The 21,144-nt window shown below is 62.3% G+C and carries 14 protein-coding genes and 1 tRNA gene; 7 read left to right on the top strand and 8 right to left on the bottom strand.

Annotated features, from left to right (window positions below):
• Positions 1 to 300 precede the first annotated feature (300 nt).
• From VGY55_08400 to VGY55_08390, 3 genes are all read left to right on the top strand, one after another.
• Positions 301 to 879, top strand: coding sequence for a hypothetical protein (locus VGY55_08400; protein ID HEV2969996.1), 579 nt, complete (start codon positions 301 to 303; stop codon positions 877 to 879).
• Positions 880 to 998: 119 nt separating this feature from the next.
• Entirely contained in the window at positions 999 to 1,133 is a 135-nt protein-coding gene (locus VGY55_08395; GenBank protein ID HEV2969995.1) for a hypothetical protein, read from the top strand.
• Positions 1,134 to 1,307: 174 nt separating this feature from the next.
• Positions 1,308 to 1,904 (top strand): sigma-70 family RNA polymerase sigma factor, encoded by a 597-nt coding sequence (locus VGY55_08390; protein HEV2969994.1) that lies wholly within the window; start codon positions 1,308 to 1,310, stop codon positions 1,902 to 1,904.
• Positions 1,905 to 1,910: 6 nt separating this feature from the next.
• Here VGY55_08390 and VGY55_08385 read toward each other — a convergent pair whose 3' ends face one another.
• The 3 genes from VGY55_08385 to VGY55_08375 form a co-directional block, all read right to left on the bottom strand.
• The gene (locus VGY55_08385; GenBank protein HEV2969993.1) at positions 1,911 to 3,461 is read right to left on the bottom strand and encodes a hypothetical protein; all 1,551 of its coding nucleotides are present in this window, start codon (positions 3,459 to 3,461) and stop codon (positions 1,911 to 1,913) included.
• A gap of 118 nt (positions 3,462 to 3,579) precedes the next feature.
• Positions 3,580 to 7,230, bottom strand: a complete 3,651-nt coding sequence (locus VGY55_08380) for a DUF748 domain-containing protein (protein ID HEV2969992.1) — start codon at positions 7,228 to 7,230, stop codon at positions 3,580 to 3,582.
• 645 nt (positions 7,231 to 7,875) lie between these two features.
• Positions 7,876 to 7,959: transfer RNA gene (locus tag VGY55_08375), tRNA-Leu, on the bottom strand.
• 324 nt (positions 7,960 to 8,283) lie between these two features.
• On the opposite strand from VGY55_08375, the gene VGY55_08370 reads away from it, so the two are divergent.
• The 3 genes from VGY55_08370 to VGY55_08360 all read left to right on the top strand — a co-directional run bounded on the left by VGY55_08370 (position 8,284) and on the right by VGY55_08360 (position 11,424).
• Positions 8,284 to 9,504, top strand: coding sequence for a threonine synthase (locus tag VGY55_08370; GenBank protein HEV2969991.1), 1,221 nt, complete (start codon positions 8,284 to 8,286; stop codon positions 9,502 to 9,504).
• Positions 9,505 to 9,530: 26 nt separating this feature from the next.
• On the top strand, positions 9,531 to 10,094 hold the full coding sequence (locus VGY55_08365) for a hypothetical protein (GenBank protein HEV2969990.1): 564 nt from the start codon (positions 9,531 to 9,533) through the stop codon (positions 10,092 to 10,094).
• A 91-nt stretch (positions 10,095 to 10,185) separates the two neighbouring features.
• A complete protein-coding gene (locus VGY55_08360; GenBank protein HEV2969989.1) occupies positions 10,186 to 11,424 on the top strand; it encodes a sulfite oxidase in 1,239 nt (412 codons plus the stop codon).
• A 123-nt stretch (positions 11,425 to 11,547) separates the two neighbouring features.
• Here the strand turns inward: VGY55_08360 and VGY55_08355 are convergent, their stop codons facing one another.
• The 5 genes from VGY55_08355 to VGY55_08335 form a co-directional block, all read right to left on the bottom strand.
• Entirely contained in the window at positions 11,548 to 12,045 is a 498-nt protein-coding gene (locus tag VGY55_08355) for a sulfite exporter TauE/SafE family protein (GenBank protein HEV2969988.1), read from the bottom strand.
• Between the two features lie 43 nt (positions 12,046 to 12,088).
• Positions 12,089 to 12,916 carry an SGNH/GDSL hydrolase family protein gene (locus tag VGY55_08350; protein HEV2969987.1) on the bottom strand — a complete coding sequence of 276 codons (828 nt, stop codon included), beginning with the start codon at positions 12,914 to 12,916 and terminating at the stop codon, positions 12,089 to 12,091.
• Between the two features lie 150 nt (positions 12,917 to 13,066).
• Positions 13,067 to 14,170, bottom strand: a complete 1,104-nt coding sequence (locus VGY55_08345) for an EAL domain-containing protein (protein HEV2969986.1) — start codon at positions 14,168 to 14,170, stop codon at positions 13,067 to 13,069.
• Between the two features lie 21 nt (positions 14,171 to 14,191).
• Positions 14,192 to 17,263 (bottom strand): protein kinase, encoded by a 3,072-nt coding sequence (locus tag VGY55_08340; protein HEV2969985.1) that lies wholly within the window; start codon positions 17,261 to 17,263, stop codon positions 14,192 to 14,194.
• A gap of 190 nt (positions 17,264 to 17,453) precedes the next feature.
• Positions 17,454 to 18,392, bottom strand: coding sequence for a DUF6666 family protein (locus tag VGY55_08335; GenBank protein HEV2969984.1), 939 nt, complete (start codon positions 18,390 to 18,392; stop codon positions 17,454 to 17,456).
• 533 nt (positions 18,393 to 18,925) lie between these two features.
• Between VGY55_08335 and glgP the strand changes: the two genes are divergently transcribed.
• On the top strand, positions 18,926 to 21,144 hold a 2,219-nt coding region (gene glgP, locus VGY55_08330), incomplete at its 3' end, for an alpha-glucan family phosphorylase (protein HEV2969983.1).

Below are 21,144 nucleotides of genomic sequence, written 5' to 3'. Positions count from 1 at the left end.
GTGCGGGAACAGTTTCTTCCTGCGCAATCCCCCCGCCGCCAATATCGGCCAAAACTGTCCGTAAATCCGGAAAATCCCGCAAGATCGGCCTATTTTTGCAAATCTTCGCCAGTTCGCAAGTCAAAAGGCGCGGTTCGGGGCCAAGATGGCGCCGACCTTCTCTCGCGGAATCCGTAGCTCGCGATTTTTCTTGTAACAGTTGAGGCGGTTCCACGCTCAACAGAGAGGTGAGGACAGCCCGCTGGGCCGGACCGAACGCCAAATCAAATCAAACCACTCATTTCACGAGGAGAAACGTCCATGTGTACCAACGCTCGTATCTCGCTGACGGCCGGTTTCGCCGCGGCCTCGATCTTCGCGCTTTGCCCGTTGGCCGCCCAAGCCAAGAACAGCGGCAGCAGCGGTCATACCAACATCGCGCACTCCAGTGGAAGCAAGGTGAGCAACGGCAAGTCGAACATGCACACCGTCCCGCTCACCAAAGTGAGTCACGATTCTGGCAAGTACAAGACCAGCTCGAAGCACGACGACTCGCAGTACTGTCACGAGGACTACAAGTGTCACGATAAGTCGTGCGACCATTGCCACGATCACGATTACTGCAAAGATCATTGCCACGACCACGATTATTGCAAGGACCATTGCCACGATCACTACTGCAAAGACCATTGCCATGACTGCTGCCACGACCACTGCTGCCACGACTGCTGGCCGTGTGGGTTCTGCTGGGATTTCCCCTGCTTCGATGGCTGCTGCTTCGGCGGATGCGACGGCGGGTGCTGCGATTGCGACGACGGCTGCGATTGCGGCGAGCAGGTCATCATCGTCAACAACAACGGTTGCGACGACAACGGCTCGGTCGTAGTCGATGGTGAGTGAGACGTTTCAACAAATCCGGCGGGGACTGTCCCCTTTTGCGAATGGGCACCATCGCCGCGATGGTCACGGAGCAAAACGGGGACTGTCCCCTTTCCCGGCCGGATTTGTTGGACGCTTAAATGGAGAAATCAACCTCCGGGCCGTTCCTGGGAAACTATTGGCAATCGAGCGGAGATTCGGCCGAGCAGATCGCGAACTGCGATTGCTCGGCCAACCGCAAGCCAGCCTGCCTTTTCCAGGCCCAAGACCAATAGCAAGGAGCGGCCCGGAGTTTAAGCTCTAAACAATTCGATGCAGCCTGACGCGGCCGCCGTTGACTCGGTCGGCCGCGTCCGGCGTTGATGCCGCTGGATCTTTCATTTTGGACTCACAAACGATTAGGATGGAGCCAACTCATGTCGCAACTTCCAAGCGGGGCGAGGCCGATGTTGGAATCGGAAGACAAACTGGTCGAACGCCTGCGGGCCGGCGACCGCGACGCTCTCGGCCAATGGCTCAACGCGCGGCGGGGCCCGCTGATCGCCTTCATCGAGCGGCGGCTCGGCACGGCGTTGCGTCGCAAAGTCGATCCCGACGACCTGTTGCAAGAGGTCAACACCGACGCGGTCCGCAGCTTTGGCGAAGTGGACTTGAGCCAGCGCGATCCTTTCGGCTGGCTCTGCCAGATCGCCGAGCGGCGGATCATCGACGCCCATCGCCGCTTCTTCGGCAGCCAGAAGCGCGACGCCGGCCGCGAGGTGCCGCTCGACGCAGGCGGCGGCGACCAGAGCCGCGTCGGGCTGATCAACCTGCTCGTGGCCAGCATGACCTCCGCCAGCCAGGCCTTCTCGCGCGACCAGCGCCAAATTCGCCTGATGTCGGCGCTCGAGAAGCTGCCCGAGGAACATCGCGAGGCTCTGAAGATGCGCTACATCGAAGACCTCCCCTCGAAAACCATCGCCGAGCGCCTCGGCAAGACCGACGGCTCCATCCGCGTCATGCTCACGCGCTCGCTCGCGCGGCTGCAGCAGTTGCTCGAGGAATGACGCGGCTCACACCTTCAACAGCTCGCGGGCTTGCGTATACCCCGGCGCGGGGCGGCCGTATTCGCTGGCGGTGACTCGGGCCAGGGCGATCAACTGTCGCCAGCGGAATGCCGGGCGCGCGGTGGAGAATTCTTCGCTCACCGTGCGGTAATACTTCTCCGCATGCAGCGCGCCGTCCTCGCTGATGCCGTAGCGGAGGAGCAAATCAAAGGCCGGCCGAGCTTCGTGCTCGAGTTCGCCGTAGCGCTGTAGCAGCGCGCACGCGCGGAACTGGTCTTTGCCGCGGATCGCAGTCTCCAACCGGTCGAGCAAGGCCTTCTTGTCAACCGCCGCGATCTCGTCGAGATGCTCGGGAAGCGGGAACGGTTCCTTGTTCAAGCGAGCGTATTGCCCGGCCGTGTGGAACGCGCCGACGATCAGGCTGGCCACCGAGTTGCGGCGATTGCTCACGCGGGCTATATTTCGCCAGGCGTTGGCGGCGTCGGACGCATGCACCCCGACCGAATCGCCATGCACGCTCCCGACGGGTTTCTCGGGTGAGGCCCATTCCTTCGCCCGGCCGGGGTCGCGCAGCACGAGTTCGTTTGCCGCCAGCGAAATGGCCGCGCCGATATCTTCGGCATTCAGGCCATCGGCGAGCGCGGCGGCGACGGCCTCGGCCGCCTGCTCGCGCGACGAGTTGGCAATCAGCCGCCCCATGTTCGCGATCCAAGCATCTTCAGCCCGACGATCCCCCGGCGCCATGCCAAGCAGCTTGAATTGATCGAGGAGCTTCGGCAGAACGGTGCGAACCGCGGGGGCTGCGCGCTGCCCGCTCTTGATCTGCTGCTCAGAGTTCACACAGTATCGCACCGACTGTCGCAGCAGCGATTGGGCATACTCTTCGCCGGTCAAATCGAGCGTCGCCCAAGCCCGCCAGGCCAGCACGACGCGGTGCACATCGACTTCATCCTCGATGGAATACTGCAAATGATTGAAGGCCTCGCCCGCCGGGCCGCGCGCCAGGGCAGCGAAGGTGCGTTCGGCGGCGTTTACGTCGGCTTGGCGAGTGGCTTGCTGCATCAACTCGCCGCCGTTTTGGCCGATCGGCAGCTCCGTCGGCTCGACGGGGTGCAGCACCTCGTTGGCCCGGCCGCCGAAGGCCTGAATGCGGCTGGTATTGCGGTAGAGCACCTTGAGCACGGGGAGCGGCGCGCGATCGGCGGGCAGTTCCTTCGCCATGTGGTAAGCCGGCGCAAGCGCCATGAACGAATGAAACCCAACGTAATCCTGCCCGCCGAAGGTGCGGGCGTTGGCCAGCGCGGCGGCGGCGACGAGCGTGCGCAATTCCGTCCCGGCCTTGAGCTTTTCGATTGCGATGGGGATGAGCTTGTCGGGAGGCGCCTCTTGCATCAGCACGACGAGCGGCTCGAGCCGGCCAAACGTCAGTGCCGGCAATGCCTCGTCGCCCCAAGCCGGCGAGAGCCCCAGATCGGCGGCCAGCGTCGTGCCCACGCTGGCCACGAGCATCCCTCGACCAACGTCCGCCAGAAACCTACGGCGAGAATGACCGTTCATGGCTGCGACCTCCGCGGCAAAAGTGATGAACCGCTTTCAGCACCATCGGTGAGAGACCGATGCGCAATGTCGTCACCTGCCATTGTTTTAGCAGAGCGAGGCGCGCAGTCAAGAAAAATCACGGATTCGGGCGAAACAGGTTATCGAGCTTGTCGATTCCCTCGCGGAGCGTGTTGCGCGTGGTGTTTTTCAGCATTTGGGCGGCGAGTTTCTCGATCACGCGGGGATCTATCTTCGGGCTGCCGAGCGTGCCTTCGATCGGAAAGCGAACAACTTGCTCCTGCGGATTCGGCTGCGATCCTAACAGGGGCGGCGCGGATTTCATCGGCACTTCGGCTTCGAGCACGAGCGACTCGTCCAGCAGGCCGACCGAGCCGTGCGTGCGAATGGTCATGCCGCCGATGTCCATCTCGATCAGCTCGTGGTAGACCCGCTGGTTGACGACGCGGAAATCGACGCTCTGCTGCGGATAATGTACCAGCGGCCGATCGCTGCCGGCGGTCAGCGGCGGCGGTTGGCCGTTCAGGATCGCACGAACTTGCCGGCCGATCAGGGCGAAGGGATGGATGATCGGTCCCGGATTAATGTCGGCCGAGACGATCGTCAGCTTACCGGCGATGTCGCACGTCGAAGGATCGGCCAGCGGCACGCGCCCGCCCAGCAAGTCGATCGAAAACTGCCCCTGCGCCCGCGCCGCTTCCGATGCCAATGGCGACACATATTTCAACCACTGACTGCACATCTCTTGCGACAACCGCACCTGCTGCACGAGCGGACCTTTGTCGAACATGATCAATGCCGGGCCGGGTGAGAGCCGCAGCCGCGGCGCGAGAATCATTTGTCCGTCGCTCACTCCGACCGTGAGTGGCTTGACGAAGCTGAGAGTGCCGTCCACCAGGCGAGTGTCGAACTGGGCAGCGCCGAGTTGAATTCCGCGGAAACTGGCGGTCGTCCAGCCGGAACCCGCCTCGACGACCAGCGGCCGCAGCCAAGCCAACGTGTCGGCGTTGTTGGCCGGCGATGCAGTTGCCGCGAGCGGTCCGCGAAGGGCGAATTGCCGCGATTGCCGCCCGGTGAGTTGAATCTGTGTGCCGAAGTATGGTTGCAACAGCGGGCTAAGCGTCTGCCAGTCGTAATCGACCTGGCCAGCCAGATCGGCTTCCTGGCGACCCGTGAGCGCTGCCACCTTGCCCGAGCCTTTGAAGTGCAGCGCTATCGAGGCGACGTCGAACGAATCGAGGCTCAGCAGGTCGGCGGCGCGATCGTATTTGCCGCCGGCGGCGATCGTCAGCCTTTTCTCTTGCCACAGAGGCACGTTTTGAGTGGGTGCCGCTGCGGGAGCGGCACCAAAGACGGCCAGGTTGTCGATCGCCGCGGAGAGTTGGGCTGTCGTTGTCGTGCCGCTTTCGGCCAGATTGGCTTGGCCGCTGAACCGACCGGTCGCTAAGCTAGCCGGCGCGACGCGCGGGTTGTGCGTCCAGGCGCCGAGCCGGGCCAGATCGGCCTGCCAGGCGATCGCGCCAACCAAATCGGCTGGTCCTTGCGCGGGCAGCCCCAGTGTTGTCTCTTTGGCTTGGAGCGCCAAAGTGTTTGAAGTGAGAGTCGTCGGCGCTAGTTTCAGCGAGCGCGCGGCGGAATCCCAAGTTGCCGCGCCCTCAAGCTGCATCGCCGGCTCGTCGATAAACCAGCCGCTGCCCCAGGCATGCAACCGGTTGATCGACGCATGAGCTTGCTGAATGTCGATTCCCTTGGACGAATACGTCAGTTGGGCCGACGCGTCGCAGGCGCCTCCGAGCTGCCAGGCGTCGAGCGGAATCCAACTTGCCAGCCGCGACTGCCAGCGGGCGACATCTCCTTGCAAGGCGACAGCGACATGCCAGTTTCCCTTCGCGGCGAGCGAGGCCACATCGGTCGCCGGTTCGAGAAGTTGCAGGGCCAGATGATCCGTTCCAGCCGCGCCGGCCGGCCCGGCGATCACGTCGAGCGAGGCCTTGTCCACGCGCGCCGCGGCTGCGGGCGCGGTCGTTAGCCGGTTTGCTTGCGAACCGGAGTTCGAGACGGACGGAAGCTGTCCAGCAGCGTTGAGCGTCACGGCTAAAGACGGTTCGCTCCAAGTGTGACTCGGAATCGCTAGCTGAAGGTTGCTAATTTGGCCTTTCGCAACGGCGCGGAAGCCCCCGTCCGCGGAGCGCTGAAAATCGAGCGTCGCCTGTCCGTCCCCTGCGGGCTTCACGCTCCCCAAATCGACGAATTGTCCGAGTTCGGTGGCCAGCTTGTTCAGATCACAATCGGCCTCGGCGGTGAATTGAACGAGCGTGCCGCTGCCCGCAACGTGGACGAAGCTCGATTGGCAATCGAACGTGTCGACCACTAGCCCCGCGGCCGCATCATGTGCGGCCAGATTCACGCTGACCGGCTTGTCCCAGGTGATCTGCCGGCCGGCGTTGGTCGCGATGATATTGCTCGCTTGAAGCTGCCCGCTCCAGCGATGCGAACCGCCGCCGTCGCTCGCAAGCGCGAGCTTGACGTCTCCCGAATTGATCTGGATTCCCTGGCGGACGTGCAGCGTTTCCGGCAATAGTTTTGCCAGTTGCGCAAGGTCGAGTTCTCCCTGAACGGCGAAGCTTTCGTGCAGCCATTCGGCGAACGAGCGAGCCGTCACGTTATCAGGAAGCGTCGTTTGTCCGGTGATCGAGAATTCCCCCACATCGCAGCGGATGCCGAGTTGCTCGACATCAATCTGACGCCCCTGCCAGGCGATTCGGCAGGGAACTTGCAAGCTGTCGAGGTGCAGCCGATCCGCCCCGAGCGCCGCCGCCGAAAGATTAAGCCCGTCCACTTGCACTTGCCCGGCCAATAGGGTCTTGGCATCGGCCTGCGCGGCCGCGATTTGATACTGCAAGTTTGCCGACAGACGCCCGGTCACTTGCGCATCGGGAAGCATTCGCGCGATCAACGGGCGGAACATCTCCAAGGGCAGCGGTTCGACCTGCGCCTGAACGGCGATCGGCGCGCTCCCTGGCGCTGCGCTCTGGGTCGCGGCTAAACTGTTTGGAGTTGCGCCGTTCGTAGTTCGCGGCTGCTGCTTGTAGCTCACTGCAAAATGCGCCGGCTTGTTGTCGATGATCGCATTGCCGGAGATCGCGCATTCCAGCGGCAGCGGATTCTTCGGCCCCAGCTTGAGCGACGTCTGATACTGCTCGATCTTCCAGCGGCGATCCGCGGGAACATCGTGCAGATTGATCGTGCCATCGACAAATTCCAGCCCGATCGTCAGATCGGCCCCGCCATTGCCGCTTTTCAACCACGGGAGCAGCACGTCTTCGGCGTTGCTGCCGTCGCGGCGCATCTCGAGCGCGAGATTCGGCTGCTCGATGCGAATCGTACCCAGTTCGGTTTGCGAGAGGGCCAGTTGCAGCAAGGTCTTGTCGGTTCGGATTGCCGCGGCGCTGATGAGCAGATTGCCCGCGGCGTCGCGAATCTCGACATCGCTAAACACCACCGGCGAGAACCAGCCGAGCGATGCGCCGCCGGATGTGACCGTGCCATTGAGCCCCGGCAATGCCATCGCCAGCGGCCGATTGCGCAGCGGCGTCCAGGCCAACAGGATCGGCAGCACCCACATCAAGAGCGCATAGCCGGCCAGCGCGATGAGCAGCCGCCGCGGCCAGCGGCGCGGACGCGTGGCCGGCGGCGCGGCGCTCTTGGCGGCGGCGTGCGGCCGAGTCGATCGCTTTGAAGAATTGGAATCGGAAGAGACAGCAGCCATCGCACGGCCTCCCTGCCTTGCTCGGAACTTCCACGCTGTATAGCGGCCGTATAGTAGGCCGAGATAAGGAGTTTCACCTAGAGCGATTCTGGCTCAGTCGAGGGGCGAGATACGCACATCTGTACAGGTTGCTGCCCCGGCGCTTTTTGCTAGGATAATGGCGCACGCAGTCACGGATGCCGCCTGCTCTTGCTGAGCAGGTCGCATCATGGGCTGTTACTAGACTCCCCTTTGCTGGGAACAGCGTTTCCGGCGCCGGAGACGCAATTACGGGATAGCTCTACTGACTGCGTGCCGATTTCTGCACGGATTCGAGCGGCCCATTGCGGGCTGCCAACGAATCCGACCGGTCGATTAGGCGATTCGTCCTTCAAAGGTGCTAAATCATTGGGGGGAAAAGCATGTTAGAACCGCCGGGCTTATTAGGCTGAGGACGGGCGCCGTGCCCGATCCTCAGATCAACTCAAGAACGCGAACCCCTTTCGCTCTGCCGGGCGGAAGGGGTATTTTTTTTGTAGGGAACGCCCTCCGTCGCGTTCCACGCCGCGCGCGCCGGAAGGCGGAAGAGGTTTTTCTTTGGCAATTGTTGATCCTCTAACGCAACAAGCCCAGAGGTTGGAGCCTCTGGGCTTGGCGATGTCCGAGTGCGAGCGAGAGGATTTGAACCTCCACGGGATTGCTCCCGCCAGCCCCTCAAGCTGGTGCGTCTGCCAGTTCCGCCACGCTCGCGAGTTGTTATTGACAGCAGGCCAATTATAAGCGTCGTCCGCCGCATCTCGCAACCGGCGCTTGTTCGGGCCGTAAATCGCTTTCATGCAGCGCAAATGTTTGCGAGAGAGACGCTTTTGCGTAGCCCAGGCGTTTACGCCTGGGACTCGCGACAGTCAAAAAGTTGTTGCCCCTTCAGGGGCTAAAGCCGCGACGGAAAACCCCGTGAACGGGGCTGAACGCAACTAACATTGCTGCGCATGGTCCCAGGCGTGAACGCCTGGGCTAAGCAAAAGAGCGAGACGCCGGAATAGCGTTCATGTCCACGCCACTTATAATGGCTCGATGCCATCCTTCGTAACCCATCTCGAAAGCGCGATTGACGGCACGCGGCTGGATGCTTCCGTACCGCAGACAACGCATGCCGGCCGGCCGCTTTGGGTGCGGTATGATTTGGCGGCGATTGGCCGAGCGCTCACGCGCGAAATGTTTGTACAGCGGCCGCCGACGTTATGGCGCTATCGCGAGCTGCTTCCAGTGGCCGACGACGATTCTATCGTCACGCTCGGCGAAGGGATGACGCCCATTTTGCCCTGTCCGCGGCTGGGCGGGGCGCTCGGTTTGCGCAATCTGTGGGTGAAAGACGAGTCGCAGCTTCCCACCGGCAGCTTCAAGGCCCGGGGGCAGACGGCCGCGATCTCGATGTGCCGGCAGTTCGGCATCCGCCGCGTCGCCATCCCGACCGCCGGAAACGCGGGTGGGGCGATGGCCGCCTACGCGGCCCGGGCCGGGATCGAGGCCTTCGTGTTCATGCCCAGCGACACGCCTCTGGTGAACCAGGTCGAAGCGGCGCTCGCCGGGGCGAAGGTCTTTCTCGTCGAGGGGCTGATCAACGACTGCGGCCGGATCGTCCGCGACGGGATGGGGCCGATGGGCTGGTTCGACATTTCCACGCTCAAGGAGCCGTATCGCGTCGAAGGGAAAAAGACGATGGGGCTGGAGCTGGCCGAGCAGCTCGGCTGGAAACTGCCCGACGTGATCCTCTATCCCACCGGCGGCGGCACGGGACTGGTCGGGATGTGGAAGGCATTCGCGGAAATGCGGACGCTCGGCTGGCTCGAGTCGGAGAAGCTGCCGCGAATGGTCGCGGTTCAGTCCAACGGCTGCTGCCCGATCGTGCGGGCTTTCGAGAGCGGAGAGCGGTTTGCCGAGCCATTCGCCGGGGCGGCGACCGTGGCCAGCGGCTTGAGAGTTCCCGCGGCCGTCGGAGACTTTATGATCTTGGACGCCGTGCGCGCGAGCGGCGGCACCGCGGTCGCCGTCGAAGAGGGACGGATCGTCGAGTGGATGCGGCGCGGAATCGCGGCTGAAGGGATTTCCTTCTGCCCCGAGTCGGCCGCCTGCATCGGCGCGGCGGAGAAGCTGGCCGCATCGGGCTGGCTCGGCGCCGACGAGCAGGTCTTGCTATTCAACTGCGGCGCGGCGCAGAAATATCCGCACGTGACGCCGTTCGATCTGCCGGTGATTCGCGATCCAGGTGCCGTGGATTGGGAGCGGCTGCGATGACGCATGACAAGGTGACAGGGTGACGGATGAAAATGTCCGACGAGAACCATTTGACGATTATAGAGCTTGAGGCGGGATTGGAGATGATTCGTCAATCGCCGAAGGATGAAGGCCCGCTTGAGATGATCGTGCGGCGACTAGGAGTCGGCGAGCGCGAAGTCTTGCAGGAAGCGGAAATCGATCTCGAACGCGGTCTCGTCGGGGACAGTTGGAAGGAGCGCGGCAGCTCGAGCACCTCGGACGGCACGGCGCATCCCGATATGCAGATCGCCGTGATGAACGCCCGTGCGATCGGCCTCTTGGCGCGGACGAAGGACCGCTGGCCGCTGGCCGGGGATCAACTATTCGTCGACCTGGACCTGAGCGTGGAAAACTTGCCGCCAGGCACGCGATTGATCATCGGCTCGGCCCTGATCGAAGTCACCGCCGAACCCCACACCGGCTGCCGGTCATTCATGAGGCGATATGGCGCCGACGCGGTCAAGTTCGTCAACTCGCCCCTGGGCCGGCAGCTTCAACTGCGCGGGATCAACGCCAAAGTTATCGAACCTGGCATGATACAGGTTGGTGACTTAGCGAAGAAACTTTGAGATAATTGCCGACGTACTGAGGAAACTACGCGGCATTGCCGTTGTTGTAAATTGGACTGAGAGGATGCCACTTGGAGAGGCTTGGAGCAATATGTCCGAAAGACTCGACGCACTTTCTCGCGATCTCGAAGGCTTTAAAGGCCCGGCATCGCCGGAAACCGAGCGGCGAAAGGTCGTCACAGCGTTTCCCGAAAACAGTGAAACGCCGCTTGAAAGCGTGCAAAGCTGGGTCACTCCTAATCGACTGTTTTTCGTTCGCAATCATTTCGATGTGCCGACGATCAATCGGAATGATTATCGGCTGCGGATTCATGGCTGCGTCGATCGGCCGGTCGAGTGGACTTGGGACGAATTGACGGCGCTGCCCGAGCGGAGCGTCTTCTCGACGGTCGAATGTGCTGGCAACGGGCGGTCGTTCTTGCAGCAAAAAGTTTCCGGTGTGCAGTGGGGCGCGGGAGCGATCGGCCATGCGGAATGGACCGGCGTCCCCTTGCACCTCGTCCTGGAAAAGTCCGGAATTCAATCCGGTGCCCAGGAGGTTATCTTCGAAGGCGCCGACCGCGGCGCCGAACCCGACCATCCCGAGCCGATGAACTTCGCCCGCGGTCTGCCGCTGGAAAAAGCCCTCGATCCCAACACCTTGCTGGCCTATCGCATGAACGGCGAGTTCCTGACCCCCAGCCACGGCTATCCGTTGCGGCTGTTCGTTCCGGGTTGGTACGGCGTCGCCTCGGTAAAGTGGCTTGAGCGAATCGAGGTGGTTAGTGAGCCGTTCCAAGGCTATTTCCAGACCGTGAAGTACACCGTGCAGCGCCGCGGGCCGACCGGGCTTGAAACGGTGGTCCTCGGACCAATGGCGGTCAAGTCGGAGATCATCCGGCCGCAAACCGGCGCGGTCCTCGGCCCGGGAATGAATCGGATTTCCGGTGTGGCCTGGGCCGGCGAGGAACCGGTCGATCGCGTGGAAGTCAGCACCGACGGGGGCGAAAGCTGGAATTCGGCGGAACTGATCGGGTTGCGAGCGCCATATAGCTGGACGTTGTGGGGATACCGCTGGGAGGTGGCCGAGCCAGGGAGTTACACTCTGCGCGTTCGGGCGACATCGGCATCCGGACGAACGCAGCCCGAGCAGCACGAACTCCTAAACGGCGGCTACGTCATTCACATGATCCGGCCGATCGCCGTGAAGATCGAACCGCTCGCGCGGCACGAACTGGCGTCGCTCGACGACCGCGACGCGCTGCTCTACGACATGAACGCGTTTGCCGAGGAAAATAGCCGACGCGGGCTTGATCTGGAGATGGAGTTTGCCGGCGGGGACGGGATTTAAGAGCGCCTAGCAAATCCGGCTGGGAGAAGGGGACAGTCCCCGTTTTGCTGCCGACCATCGCGGCGATGGTGCCCGCTCCGCAAAAGGGGGACAGTCCCCGCCGGATTTGTTGGGCGGTCCAAGTCAGATATGGTATTCGTGATGGTCTCCCGGCGGCTTCAAAATCAGCTTCGCGGTATGTTTTCGACCTAGAATTCGGGCCAGAAGACCGGAGAGAATTGCGGCAATTCCGGCCGGCAGAGCCACCGCGCCTCGACTGCCAGTCACGTCAAAGACGAAGAGAAATCCGAGATAGAGCATCAGCACTCCGAACGCCGGTCGCAATACGTTGGTCGGCACGAGGGGAACGCATTTTGCCCCCAAATAGGCTCCGACGACGAAGCCGAGCGCGATGTAGCCGACGACCGGGAGCCGAACAAAGCCGTTCTGGTAATAAACTAAAGCGGCGAAGATACCGATCGGCGGGATCAACACGGCGAGGCTGGTCCCCTGGGCCTCCGTTTGGCTGAAGCCGAACAAGAGCAGCAATCCCGGAACCAACAGGACGCCACCGCCGATCCCTAACAGTCCACTTAGTATTCCAATTGCACTTCCGAACAAAAACAGCCAAAACCAGAACATGCAGTTCCTCCGATTCAATTGGACAGCACATGGAGTGAACCGGCTACTTTAGGTGCGGCCGCACCACGTCGGCACGGATCTTGTAACCGGCGGCGTTGTTGTGCAGGCGGTCTTGAATGAAGAGGTCCGCGCGCGGCTGGCCGTCCGGGCCGAGCAGGGCCGCCCAGAAGTCGATGTAGTCGAGGTTCTTCTCCGGGGCGATGTACTCCTTGACGAGCTGATTGCCGCGCTGTTGCTTCTCGCGCTGCGCCCAGCGCGAAGGGCTGGGGTTCATCGAGAGGAAGGCAATGCGAGCATCCGGCAACTTCGCCCGCACTTTTTCGACGAACGCCTTGAAGTCGGCCAGCACCTGCTCGGGCGTCTTGCCGTTGTTGATGTCGTTGCCGCCGGCTTGAATCACGATCAGCCGGGGCTTGTATGGGACGACGATGCGGTCGGCGAAGTAGACCGAGTCGGCCATCTCCGAGCCGCCGAAGCCCCGATTGATGACCTTCTGATCCGGGAAGTCTTCAGCCAGTGTCTTCCACATCCGAATTCCCGAGGCGCCAGTGAATAGAATCGCGCCCTCGGGGGGCGGGTTTTTCTTGTCGGCCGCCTCGAACGCCTGAATTTCCTTCTCCCATTTCGCGCTCGGCGATGGCGACTGCGGACCCTGTTTCGCGGCATCCGCCGGCGCATCCGCAGCCCGCAGCAGCGGCGCGATCAAAAGAAACGCGACGAGGGGAATTGCGGCTAAGAGCCTATCCGAGAACCGCGGGGCAAAGGAGACAGTCCCCGTTTTGCTCCGCGGACTTTGCAAAAGGGGGACAGTCCCAGGCGGTTCTCGGATAGGCTCTAAGTGGAGTTTCGCGGAGGAGCGGCGCCGACGCATGGCAAATCTCTCCTGAAGGGCGTATGCAAACGGACTGGTCGTCGGAGCTGTTCCGGCCGATGCTCGGATTTTAGCCGCCGGAATGGCAGGACGCCATCTTATGTTTGACATAGACCGCATCGAGAGATGAGCCATCCAGTCCCCGACGGGCTAAGATCGCTCGGTGTAATTCGACAGGGGAGCGGGGCGGCCGAAGTAGAAGCCTTGAGCCAACTGGAAGCCGAGCGCGCGGCAGGTCGTCGATTCCTCGCTCGTCTCGATGCCTTCCGCCAGGGTGGCGATGCCCAGGTCGCCGACCATTCGCACCAGGGCCGCTAGCGTCTGTCGGCGACGGGGTGTCGCCTGATCGATCCCACGAATGAGTTCGATATCGAATTTCACGTAGTCCGGCGAAGTCTCCGTTAATTCCAACAGCCTGGCCTGACCGGCCCCAAAATCGTCGAATGCCAGTTGGATCTTCAAGTCTCGCAGCCATTCACGGAATTCAACGAGCGCCTGGATGTCCGTCGCGGCAGCTTCGTGGATTTCGATCGCCAGCGGCTGCGTTGGGAACCGCTCGCGAAGCTGCTGGATCGATTCGATGAGCCGCGCGTTGAATACTTCGGCCGGATGGGTATTGACGAAGAGAATCGGCCGCTGGGGAAGTCCCGTTCCAATCTGGATCCCTTCGACCCGCAATAGGTCGCTCAGGGCGCATTCCTGGTCGAGTTTCTCTGCCGCGGCGAACATCAAGCTCGGCAATTCCAATCCCTTGATGTAGCTGCGGCCCAGCGCCTCGAAGCCGATCGTGCGCGAGTCGGCTAGATCGACAATCGGCTGAAAATGCGGCACGACCGCGCGATCGCTCATCAATTGATCGAATTGGCACAGCGCCAGCGCCCAGTCGGCGGCGCTCTCTTCGACCGTCCGCGGGCAAGGAACGAGTTGGCGGTGACCGATCCGAAAAACCACATTCGCCAGTTGCAGGAGGTCCCCGTCAGCCAGCGGCGCCGGATCGGCGATACGCCGGCCGTTCACGAATGTTCCGTTCGTGCTTCCCAGATCGCGCACGGTCAGCCGGCCATCCTCCAGTATCAATTCGGCGTGCAGTTTGGACACCGAAGTGCTGGACAGGCATAAGGGCAGGTTGGAGAGCCGGCCAATACGAAACGGATTGACGTTGATGTTCAACGAGCGCGTGGTGTTATCGTATTCGCTTCGTTCGCACAAGAACCAATCCGATTGGACCGACATCGATTCGACGGGCGGATTCATTTCCATTCTCGTTACCTGCCTTCAGATTGTCGCGGCTTTTTCGACGGTGCTCGATTCCGGTTCCGCGCCTTGACGCGTCGGTATGGTCAATCGTATTGCATACTGCCGCGCCAAACCTGGCAATTCGAGCTGAACCAAGTCGGTCACCAGGCCGCTTTGTTCGATTAGAGCCGTCGCGAGAGGGTCGGAATGCACGGCCTCCGTCAGAATCAGTTCGCCGCCGCGTGCAAATTGCGGCAACGAAGCTGCAATCCGCGCCGTCGCGCCGAAGTAATCCAAACGATCATTGAGCGTGGTGACGAGCGCTCGGCCACGGTGGATGCCAACCTTGATTCGCAAGGGGTCCGGCTCGGCCATGGATTCATCGCCCGTCAGCAGCGTCATCCCCGCGTGCAGGGCCGCCGCTACGTCGCTAAACGCGGCGACAACGCCATCCGATTGGACCTTCACCACCGTTCCGCCGGCCTGGCGAACCGCGGCCTCGAGCGTCTGAATGTGGTCTTGCAGACGGAGATAGACCTCCGCGTCGCCAAGTTCGGCGTGCAGCGCGTCGAGGCGTTCGACCGCCGTCACGAGCAGCGTGATCGTCTCCAACTGCATCAACTGTCCGGCCTTGAGAATTTCGCCTGGAAACAGCGCCCGGAATTGGGCGAGTGTCGACGCATGGGCCGCCGTGACGACATCCGTTCGCGGCACGCAGCGCTCGATCCGGACGAGAAGTTGGCGAGCGTATTCATTGTTGATCGCCAGACGCTGCTTGCCGGCGCGCAGGCTGAGGACCGTGCGCGGATCAAATTCGGCGTTAAGCCGAATGTTTTCATGACTCGGAGCGCCGCTTGGGCGGACCCGAATCTTGATCGACTGCGGAAGCTGTGGTCCGCGAAGCAGGTATTCCCCTTCCGCCAGAGCGAGTTCCGCCTCCATGCATTCTCCTGGATCGAGCCGCAGTTGGGCCAACACATGGGGCGAGTGTTCCGGACCTCCGGCGCAATACGTCCCCAGTTCAGCCTTGCGGACCTCCGGATGAGCGCGGAAGATCATTTCGACCGATTTGGCGAAGTCCAGCTCGAAATCGAGATTGCACACTTCGCAACGGGCGTGCCGTTGAATCTCGCGCAGCGTGTCCTTCACGTCGGCCGAGACGCGGCACGTCGGACAGAGAATATCCCAATGCAGCTCCAAGAGACCCGTCGTCGTCGCCGCAAGACAGGCGTCGATCAGATTCTGACCGGGGAGATCGAAGCGGTTGGCCAATGTGAGCGGGCGAATTCGGGCCAGGTCTTGAGCGGGCGCGTGGGCCAGATAGTCGCCCAGCAGCTCGATCAACGGACGCTCGACGCCGAGCGCGGCAAGCGTTCCCAGCCGCTCGTCGAGTCGCCGGCGCTGCGCCGCTTGAAGCCGTTCCGGCTCGCCGTAGGGGTCGAGCGCCGGCGCATGGCCCAGTTTGCCGGTGAGCACCGCATCCATGCGGTGATAGACTCGGTCGAGTCGCTTCCGGCCTTTGAGACTGACCTCGAGGCCGGCGACGACGCGTCCCAACCAATTCCGGGGCTCGATACGAACGATGTGCTTCAGCCGCGTGCCCCCTTCCGGCCGTGGCAACAGTTCAACGATGCTCAAAAACCATTTGAACGGTCCGCGGGTGAACTCGCGCAGGATTCCCATCCGCTGTCCTTCGACCCATTCGAAGGGATGTTCTTCCCAAGCGATATTCATGCCGGCCAGACTGAACGCGCCAAACTTGCGCGGACCGCGGTCGGCATCGAATTGAGTTTGGTATGTCACCGAGGGCAATCCGACCGCCCGATTGAGCCGTTCCGTGTTGGAAACGTATGGCCATAGTTGCTCCGGGGAGGCTTGGAGGTCCCAGACAAAATCGGACCGGAACAATCGGCTCGGATCGTGAGGCGGCACGAGGGGATGGAGATCGATGTTCGACGCCTCGCCGCGGACCAAACGCTCGATATCGCGGAGCATCTGTCCGGCGTCGGCGAACCGGGCTTCAGGGCGCTTGGCCAGCGCCGTTTCCACGATCCGAATGACCCCCTCGCTCAGCGCCGGATTCAGCTTGGCTAGGGCCGGCGGCGGCTCGAGACAATGCATCGTCGCGATTTTAAGCGAATCTTCCGACTGAAACGGCGGCCTTCCCGAGAGCAACTCGAATAGCGTGACGCCGATCGCGTACACGTCGGTTTGCGGCGTGATTTTGGCATTGCCCTTGCATTGCTCCGGCGCCATGTACAAAGGCGTGCCCAGGATCGCGCCGGCCTGCGTGATGCAAAGCGATTCCGACTGGTCCATCTGTCGAGCGATGCCGAAATCGAGCAGTTTGATTTGTGGCCGGGAGTTGAGCCAATCCGTGCGCGTGCCTTGGCGTGCCTCGTGAAGGTCCGCGCTGCCGACGGCGGTCAACAAGATATTTTCGGGTTTGACGTCGCGATGTACGATTCCCTGCTCGTGCGGATCGACAAGCGCTCGTGCGACGTCGGCCATGATCGCCAGAGCCTCGTGTTCGTCGAGCGTGCCTCGCCGCCCGAGGACTTCCTTGAGGCTCGTGCCGGAAACGTATTCCAGCACGAGAAAGTGGCGTCCCTGGTCTTCGCTCACTTCGAGCAGATTCGCAATATACGGATTGTTGACGGCGGCTAAGAGCCGGGCCTCTTTTTGGAACCGCCGCACAGCTTGGGGATTGCCGATGACCGCTGGGCTGAGGACCTTGATCGCCACCGTCTGGCCATCTTCGAGGCTCTCGGCCTTAAAGACAGCTCCCATGCCTCCTTCGCCGAGCTTCTCGACGATGCGGTAATTGCCCAGGCGCTGACCCGGGACCAATTGCCCGCGGCGCGCCGCGGGCACTGGAAACGGGGTGGCCGGATCCAACGGCGAGTCCGGATCGGTTTGCCCTGCGTTGAATTCCGGCGCCGCGGCCGTAGCGCCGTCTTCGACTGGAAGCGGTTCACCGATTTGGGGTTCAATCCGAGTTGCCGCGGCAAGATCGGTTGGAGTTGGCGAACCACCGGCCGGCCCCAGAGCGAACGTTTGCGACGACGGAGGCCCGGAATCGGCTGCGAACGAGCTTTGATTGATCGACATGGATTCCCTGGGATTGAGCCGCGGACAAAGCGTTCAATTCAAGGATAGATTCCATGCCGACCATTGGCCGTCACGCGTTAAGAATAATCGCGCACCGACCTGCTTACTCGCCCGCCGATGTACGGCGGTGGGCAGCATGGATCGTGCCTGCCGTTGCCGCCGGCATGTTCTGCACAATCGGAACGGCGACTCAACGAATCAGATCGACGGAGAACGACGTGCTGTTGGCCACCGGGAACATCGGCGCGAATGTATTTTGCCGCGCGTGGCTCGCGCCGCCGCCTGGGTAGTACTCGAACCCCAAGTACGAATCCACGGTGCCAGAGGCCGACGGCATGATGAAATTGGCCTCGCCGAACAAGACGAGATGATCGTTCAGTGGGACGAAAATGTCGGCGCCGAAAACGAATTCATTCCGATCAGGCGCAAGATCGCCGAGCGCCAGGTTCGGACGGCTGTGCCCCTCGGCCATGCCGGTCCAAAAGGTCGTCTCGACCTGGGTCTCCCAGGTGTGGCGCCAATAGAGGCTGCCCTGTGTAATTGGGCCCAGCGTGACTGGTATCGCTCCGGCGAAGAAGCCCGAGTCGCTGTGATCGTGGATGCTGGCTTGCCCTCCGATCTCGTCGCAGGGAGTCCAATCGTAGCCAACCTTGGCGCGCCACTGACCCAAGTTGAAATCGTCGTAGTATTCTTCCTCGAGCAGATCGTAGGCTGCTCCCCATTTCCATCCGCACGGAGTGCGCTGGAAAATGCCAATGGTCGTGTAGCTTTGGGTTCGCCCGGTTTCGCCGTCAACGCGTTGAAACACTTGCACCGCGTTGCTCGTGGCATTGATGGCCGTGCCGATCTGGAACCCGATGCCCAGGTCCTCGCTGATCGGCGCGCCCCAGTTCACGGAAAAACGGCCGCCGAAATTGGCGTTCACGCCGAAATCTTGCGGCTGTTTGGAACCCTCCAGCCCCAAGAAGAAGGAAAGATTGTCGCACCAGCGACGACAATCGCAGTCGGGGCAGTCCATGTTGCCCTCGATCGCCTGATCGAGAGGCTGGGCCGCCTGGATGGTTGCTGCGGGCGAATTCTGGTCCGGAACAGAGGCGGCGACACCGCTCGCCTGATAGTTACCGACCATCGCGGCTAAGGCGACCCAGAATGCTGCGCGAAAGGCGGCATGAACCGACCCCCGCACGTGGTGGAGTCTTAACCGAATGGCAAGAGACCGAGACCCGACTTCGCCTCGACTGCTCGACATGAAAATCGCCCTCCAGTGACGTAGTTCGCCGGTCCATCCGCGCCATCCCCCGACGGCGCCGTTATCGAGCATCGGTCGCGGAAATGACGGCGGTTCAAGCCGGGCAATTTATTTCCGGCTGCATCGAAGGTTCCGGAGGATTGGATTCCGGAAGTTTGAACGGCGACGTTTCCCAGTGAGACGATCCACTTTTTCGCGCAGGCCGTGCCGAACGTTTTGGCAACGCGGCCTCGACAACGGGCTGGATCCGCCCGACGAGATCGCATTTTTGCGGCGATTTGCCAGCCCGGCATCGTAATGTAATACGCGCCCGGCGACGGCACGCCAATTGCCCTTCCCCAAGGCCCCGCGCAGGCATGTAGGGGATAATCCGCGCCCAACGAGCGACATCTCAACATGGGGAAAACGTCCCGATGAGCGAATCCCAGACGATTGCCGAAGGTTCGATGCTGTGGACCCTCGAAGAGATCGGTCGACTGGTCTCGCACAACGGCCGGCCGGCCAAGACCCTCGACAACATCGTCGAGCTGATTAAGCACCGATTTAAAACCGACGTCTGCTCCGTTTATTTGCTCGAGCCGGATCGCGCCAATCTGGTGCTGGCGGCCACCGTCGGGCTGAGCCCCGAAGGTGTTGGCCGGATCCGAATGCGGCTCGACGAAGGTTTGGCCGGACTGGTGGCCGAGCAGATCAAGCCGATCATGGTCGAGGATGCCGCGCGGCACCCGCGATTCAAGTATTTCCGCGAGGCGGGAGAAGACCCTTATCGTTCGTTCGCGGGAGTGCCGCTCGTCGATCGCGGGCTGCTGCAAGGGGTGTTGGTCGTTCAGACGGCGGAGTCCCGTGCGTTCTCTTCCGACGAAGTCCGGATGCTCGCCGCCGCCGGGGCGCAGCTCAGCCCGATCGTGAGCGAGACGCGGGTGCTCGAGCAGTTCGTCGCGCCGGCGTATCAGCGGCTGTGGGCGCTCGCCCGGAATCTATGGTGGAGTTGGGACGACGAAGCCGCGCAGCTCTTTCGCGATCTCGATCCGATTCGCTGGCGGACCCTCGATCACAACCCGATCGCGCTTTTGGAAGATACGTCGATCGAGCAGCTCGAGGAGCGGGCCAGCCAGTTGGTGCTGCACGGGCGAATCAACTACACCTATCGCCGGATGCAAGAGTATCTGGGCTCGGAGAAGACCTGGGGCGCCCGCCATGCCGGTGTGCTTTGGGCACGGCCGGTCGCCTACTTCTCGGCCGAGTTCGGGCTGCATGAATCGGTGCCAATCTATTCCGGCGGGCTGGGGATCCTGGCGGGCGACCATATCAAAAGTGCCTCGGACCTGAACATTCCGCTCGTCGGCATCGGCCTCTACTACAACCAGGGCTATTTCAAGCAGCGGCTCGATATCGACGGTTGGCAGCAAGAAGATTACCTCAATGTCGATCGCCAGCGGCTGCCCCTGCGGCACGCGATCGGCAAGGATGGTCAGCCGGTGAGCGTACGGATTCAGACGCGAACGGCCGAGATCGTCGCCCGCGTCTGGCAGTTGGCGGTCGGACGGAACACGCTGCTCTTGCTCGATTCGGACGTCGAAGGCAACCAGCCCGAAGATCGCGAGCTGACCTCGCGGCTGTATGGTGGCGATCAACGCGTGCGGATTCGGCAGGAGCTGCTGCTGGGCGTCGGCGGCGTGCGAGCGCTTAAGTCGCTGGGGATCGTGCCGGGCGTGATTCACATGAACGAAGGGCATAGTGCGTTCGCCGCGCTCGAGCTGATGCGGCAGCGAATGGGGAGCGAGGGCTTGCCGCTCGAGGAGGCCATGCGCCGCGTCACCGGGCAAGCGGTCTTCACCACGCACACTCCCGTTCCCGCGGGGCACGACCGCTTTTCGGCCCATCTGATCGAAGAGCACCTCGGCCCGTTGCGCGATGAGATGGGAATGCCGCACGACTACCTGATGGGGCTGGGGCGCGTGGATCGCTACAACCCGAACGAAGAGTTCTGCATGACGGTGCTGGCGCTCAGGCTCTCGCGGCGGGCGAACGCCGTCTCGTCGTTGCACGGGCAGGTGTCGCGAGGGATGTGGGTGGGGCTCTGGCCGAATCGTCCCGAGGAAGAGCTGCCCATCGGCCACATCACCAACGGCGTGCACGTCCCCTCGTGGCTCGCTCCGCAGATGTATCAGGTGTACGATCGGCACCTTGGTCCGGATTGGCCGAACCATGCGGGCGAATTCAAGCTCTGGGAGAAGATCGACGAGATCGACGACCGCGAACTCTGGGAAACGCATCAGGCGCTCAAGGCCCGGCTGCTGGATTTCGTCCGCCGTCATGCGGCCCGACAGGCGCAGCGCCGCGGCGAGCCGGAAGAGGTCGTCACGCAGTTGCGGCGGGCGCTCAGCTTCGACGCCCTGACGATTGGCTTCGCACGGCGGTTCGCCACTTACAAACGGGCCGGCCTCGTCTTCGAGAATATCGAGCGCATCGCCGACTTGGTCAATGATTCGCAGATGCCGATCCAATTCGTGTTCGCCGGCAAGGCCCATCCGCAAGATCGGCCCGGCAAGGAGATCATGCGGCAGATTTCCGAATTGGCCAAAGACCCGCGGTTCGCCGGCAAGCTGGTGTTCGTCGAAGACTACGATAT

The organism is Pirellulales bacterium, from assembly GCA_035939775.1.
In the GTDB taxonomy this organism is placed as follows: domain Bacteria; phylum Planctomycetota; class Planctomycetia; order Pirellulales; family DATAWG01; genus DASZFO01.
This window is presented reverse-complemented; position numbering and strand designations above follow the sequence as displayed.

Excerpts from the sequence above, each read along its gene's own strand:
- VGY55_08400 (HEV2969996.1), top strand. The coding sequence starts at position 301 with ATGTGTACCAACGCTCGTATCTCGCTGACGGCCGGTTTCGCCGCGGCC.
- VGY55_08395 (HEV2969995.1), top strand. The coding sequence starts at position 999 with ATGGAGAAATCAACCTCCGGGCCGTTCCTGGGAAACTATTGGCAATCG.
- VGY55_08385 (HEV2969993.1), bottom strand. The coding sequence starts at position 3,461 with ATGAACGGTCATTCTCGCCGTAGGTTTCTGGCGGACGTTGGTCGAGGG.
- VGY55_08380 (HEV2969992.1), bottom strand. The coding sequence starts at position 7,230 with ATGGCTGCTGTCTCTTCCGATTCCAATTCTTCAAAGCGATCGACTCGG.
- VGY55_08370 (HEV2969991.1), top strand. The coding sequence starts at position 8,284 with ATGCCATCCTTCGTAACCCATCTCGAAAGCGCGATTGACGGCACGCGG.
- VGY55_08365 (HEV2969990.1), top strand. The coding sequence starts at position 9,531 with ATGAAAATGTCCGACGAGAACCATTTGACGATTATAGAGCTTGAGGCG.
- VGY55_08360 (HEV2969989.1), top strand. The coding sequence starts at position 10,186 with ATGTCCGAAAGACTCGACGCACTTTCTCGCGATCTCGAAGGCTTTAAA.
- VGY55_08355 (HEV2969988.1), bottom strand. The coding sequence starts at position 12,045 with ATGTTCTGGTTTTGGCTGTTTTTGTTCGGAAGTGCAATTGGAATACTA.
- VGY55_08350 (HEV2969987.1), bottom strand. The coding sequence starts at position 12,916 with ATGCGTCGGCGCCGCTCCTCCGCGAAACTCCACTTAGAGCCTATCCGA.
- VGY55_08345 (HEV2969986.1), bottom strand. The coding sequence starts at position 14,170 with ATGAATCCGCCCGTCGAATCGATGTCGGTCCAATCGGATTGGTTCTTG.
- VGY55_08340 (HEV2969985.1), bottom strand. The coding sequence starts at position 17,263 with ATGTCGATCAATCAAAGCTCGTTCGCAGCCGATTCCGGGCCTCCGTCG.
- VGY55_08335 (HEV2969984.1), bottom strand. The coding sequence starts at position 18,392 with ATGGTCGGTAACTATCAGGCGAGCGGTGTCGCCGCCTCTGTTCCGGAC.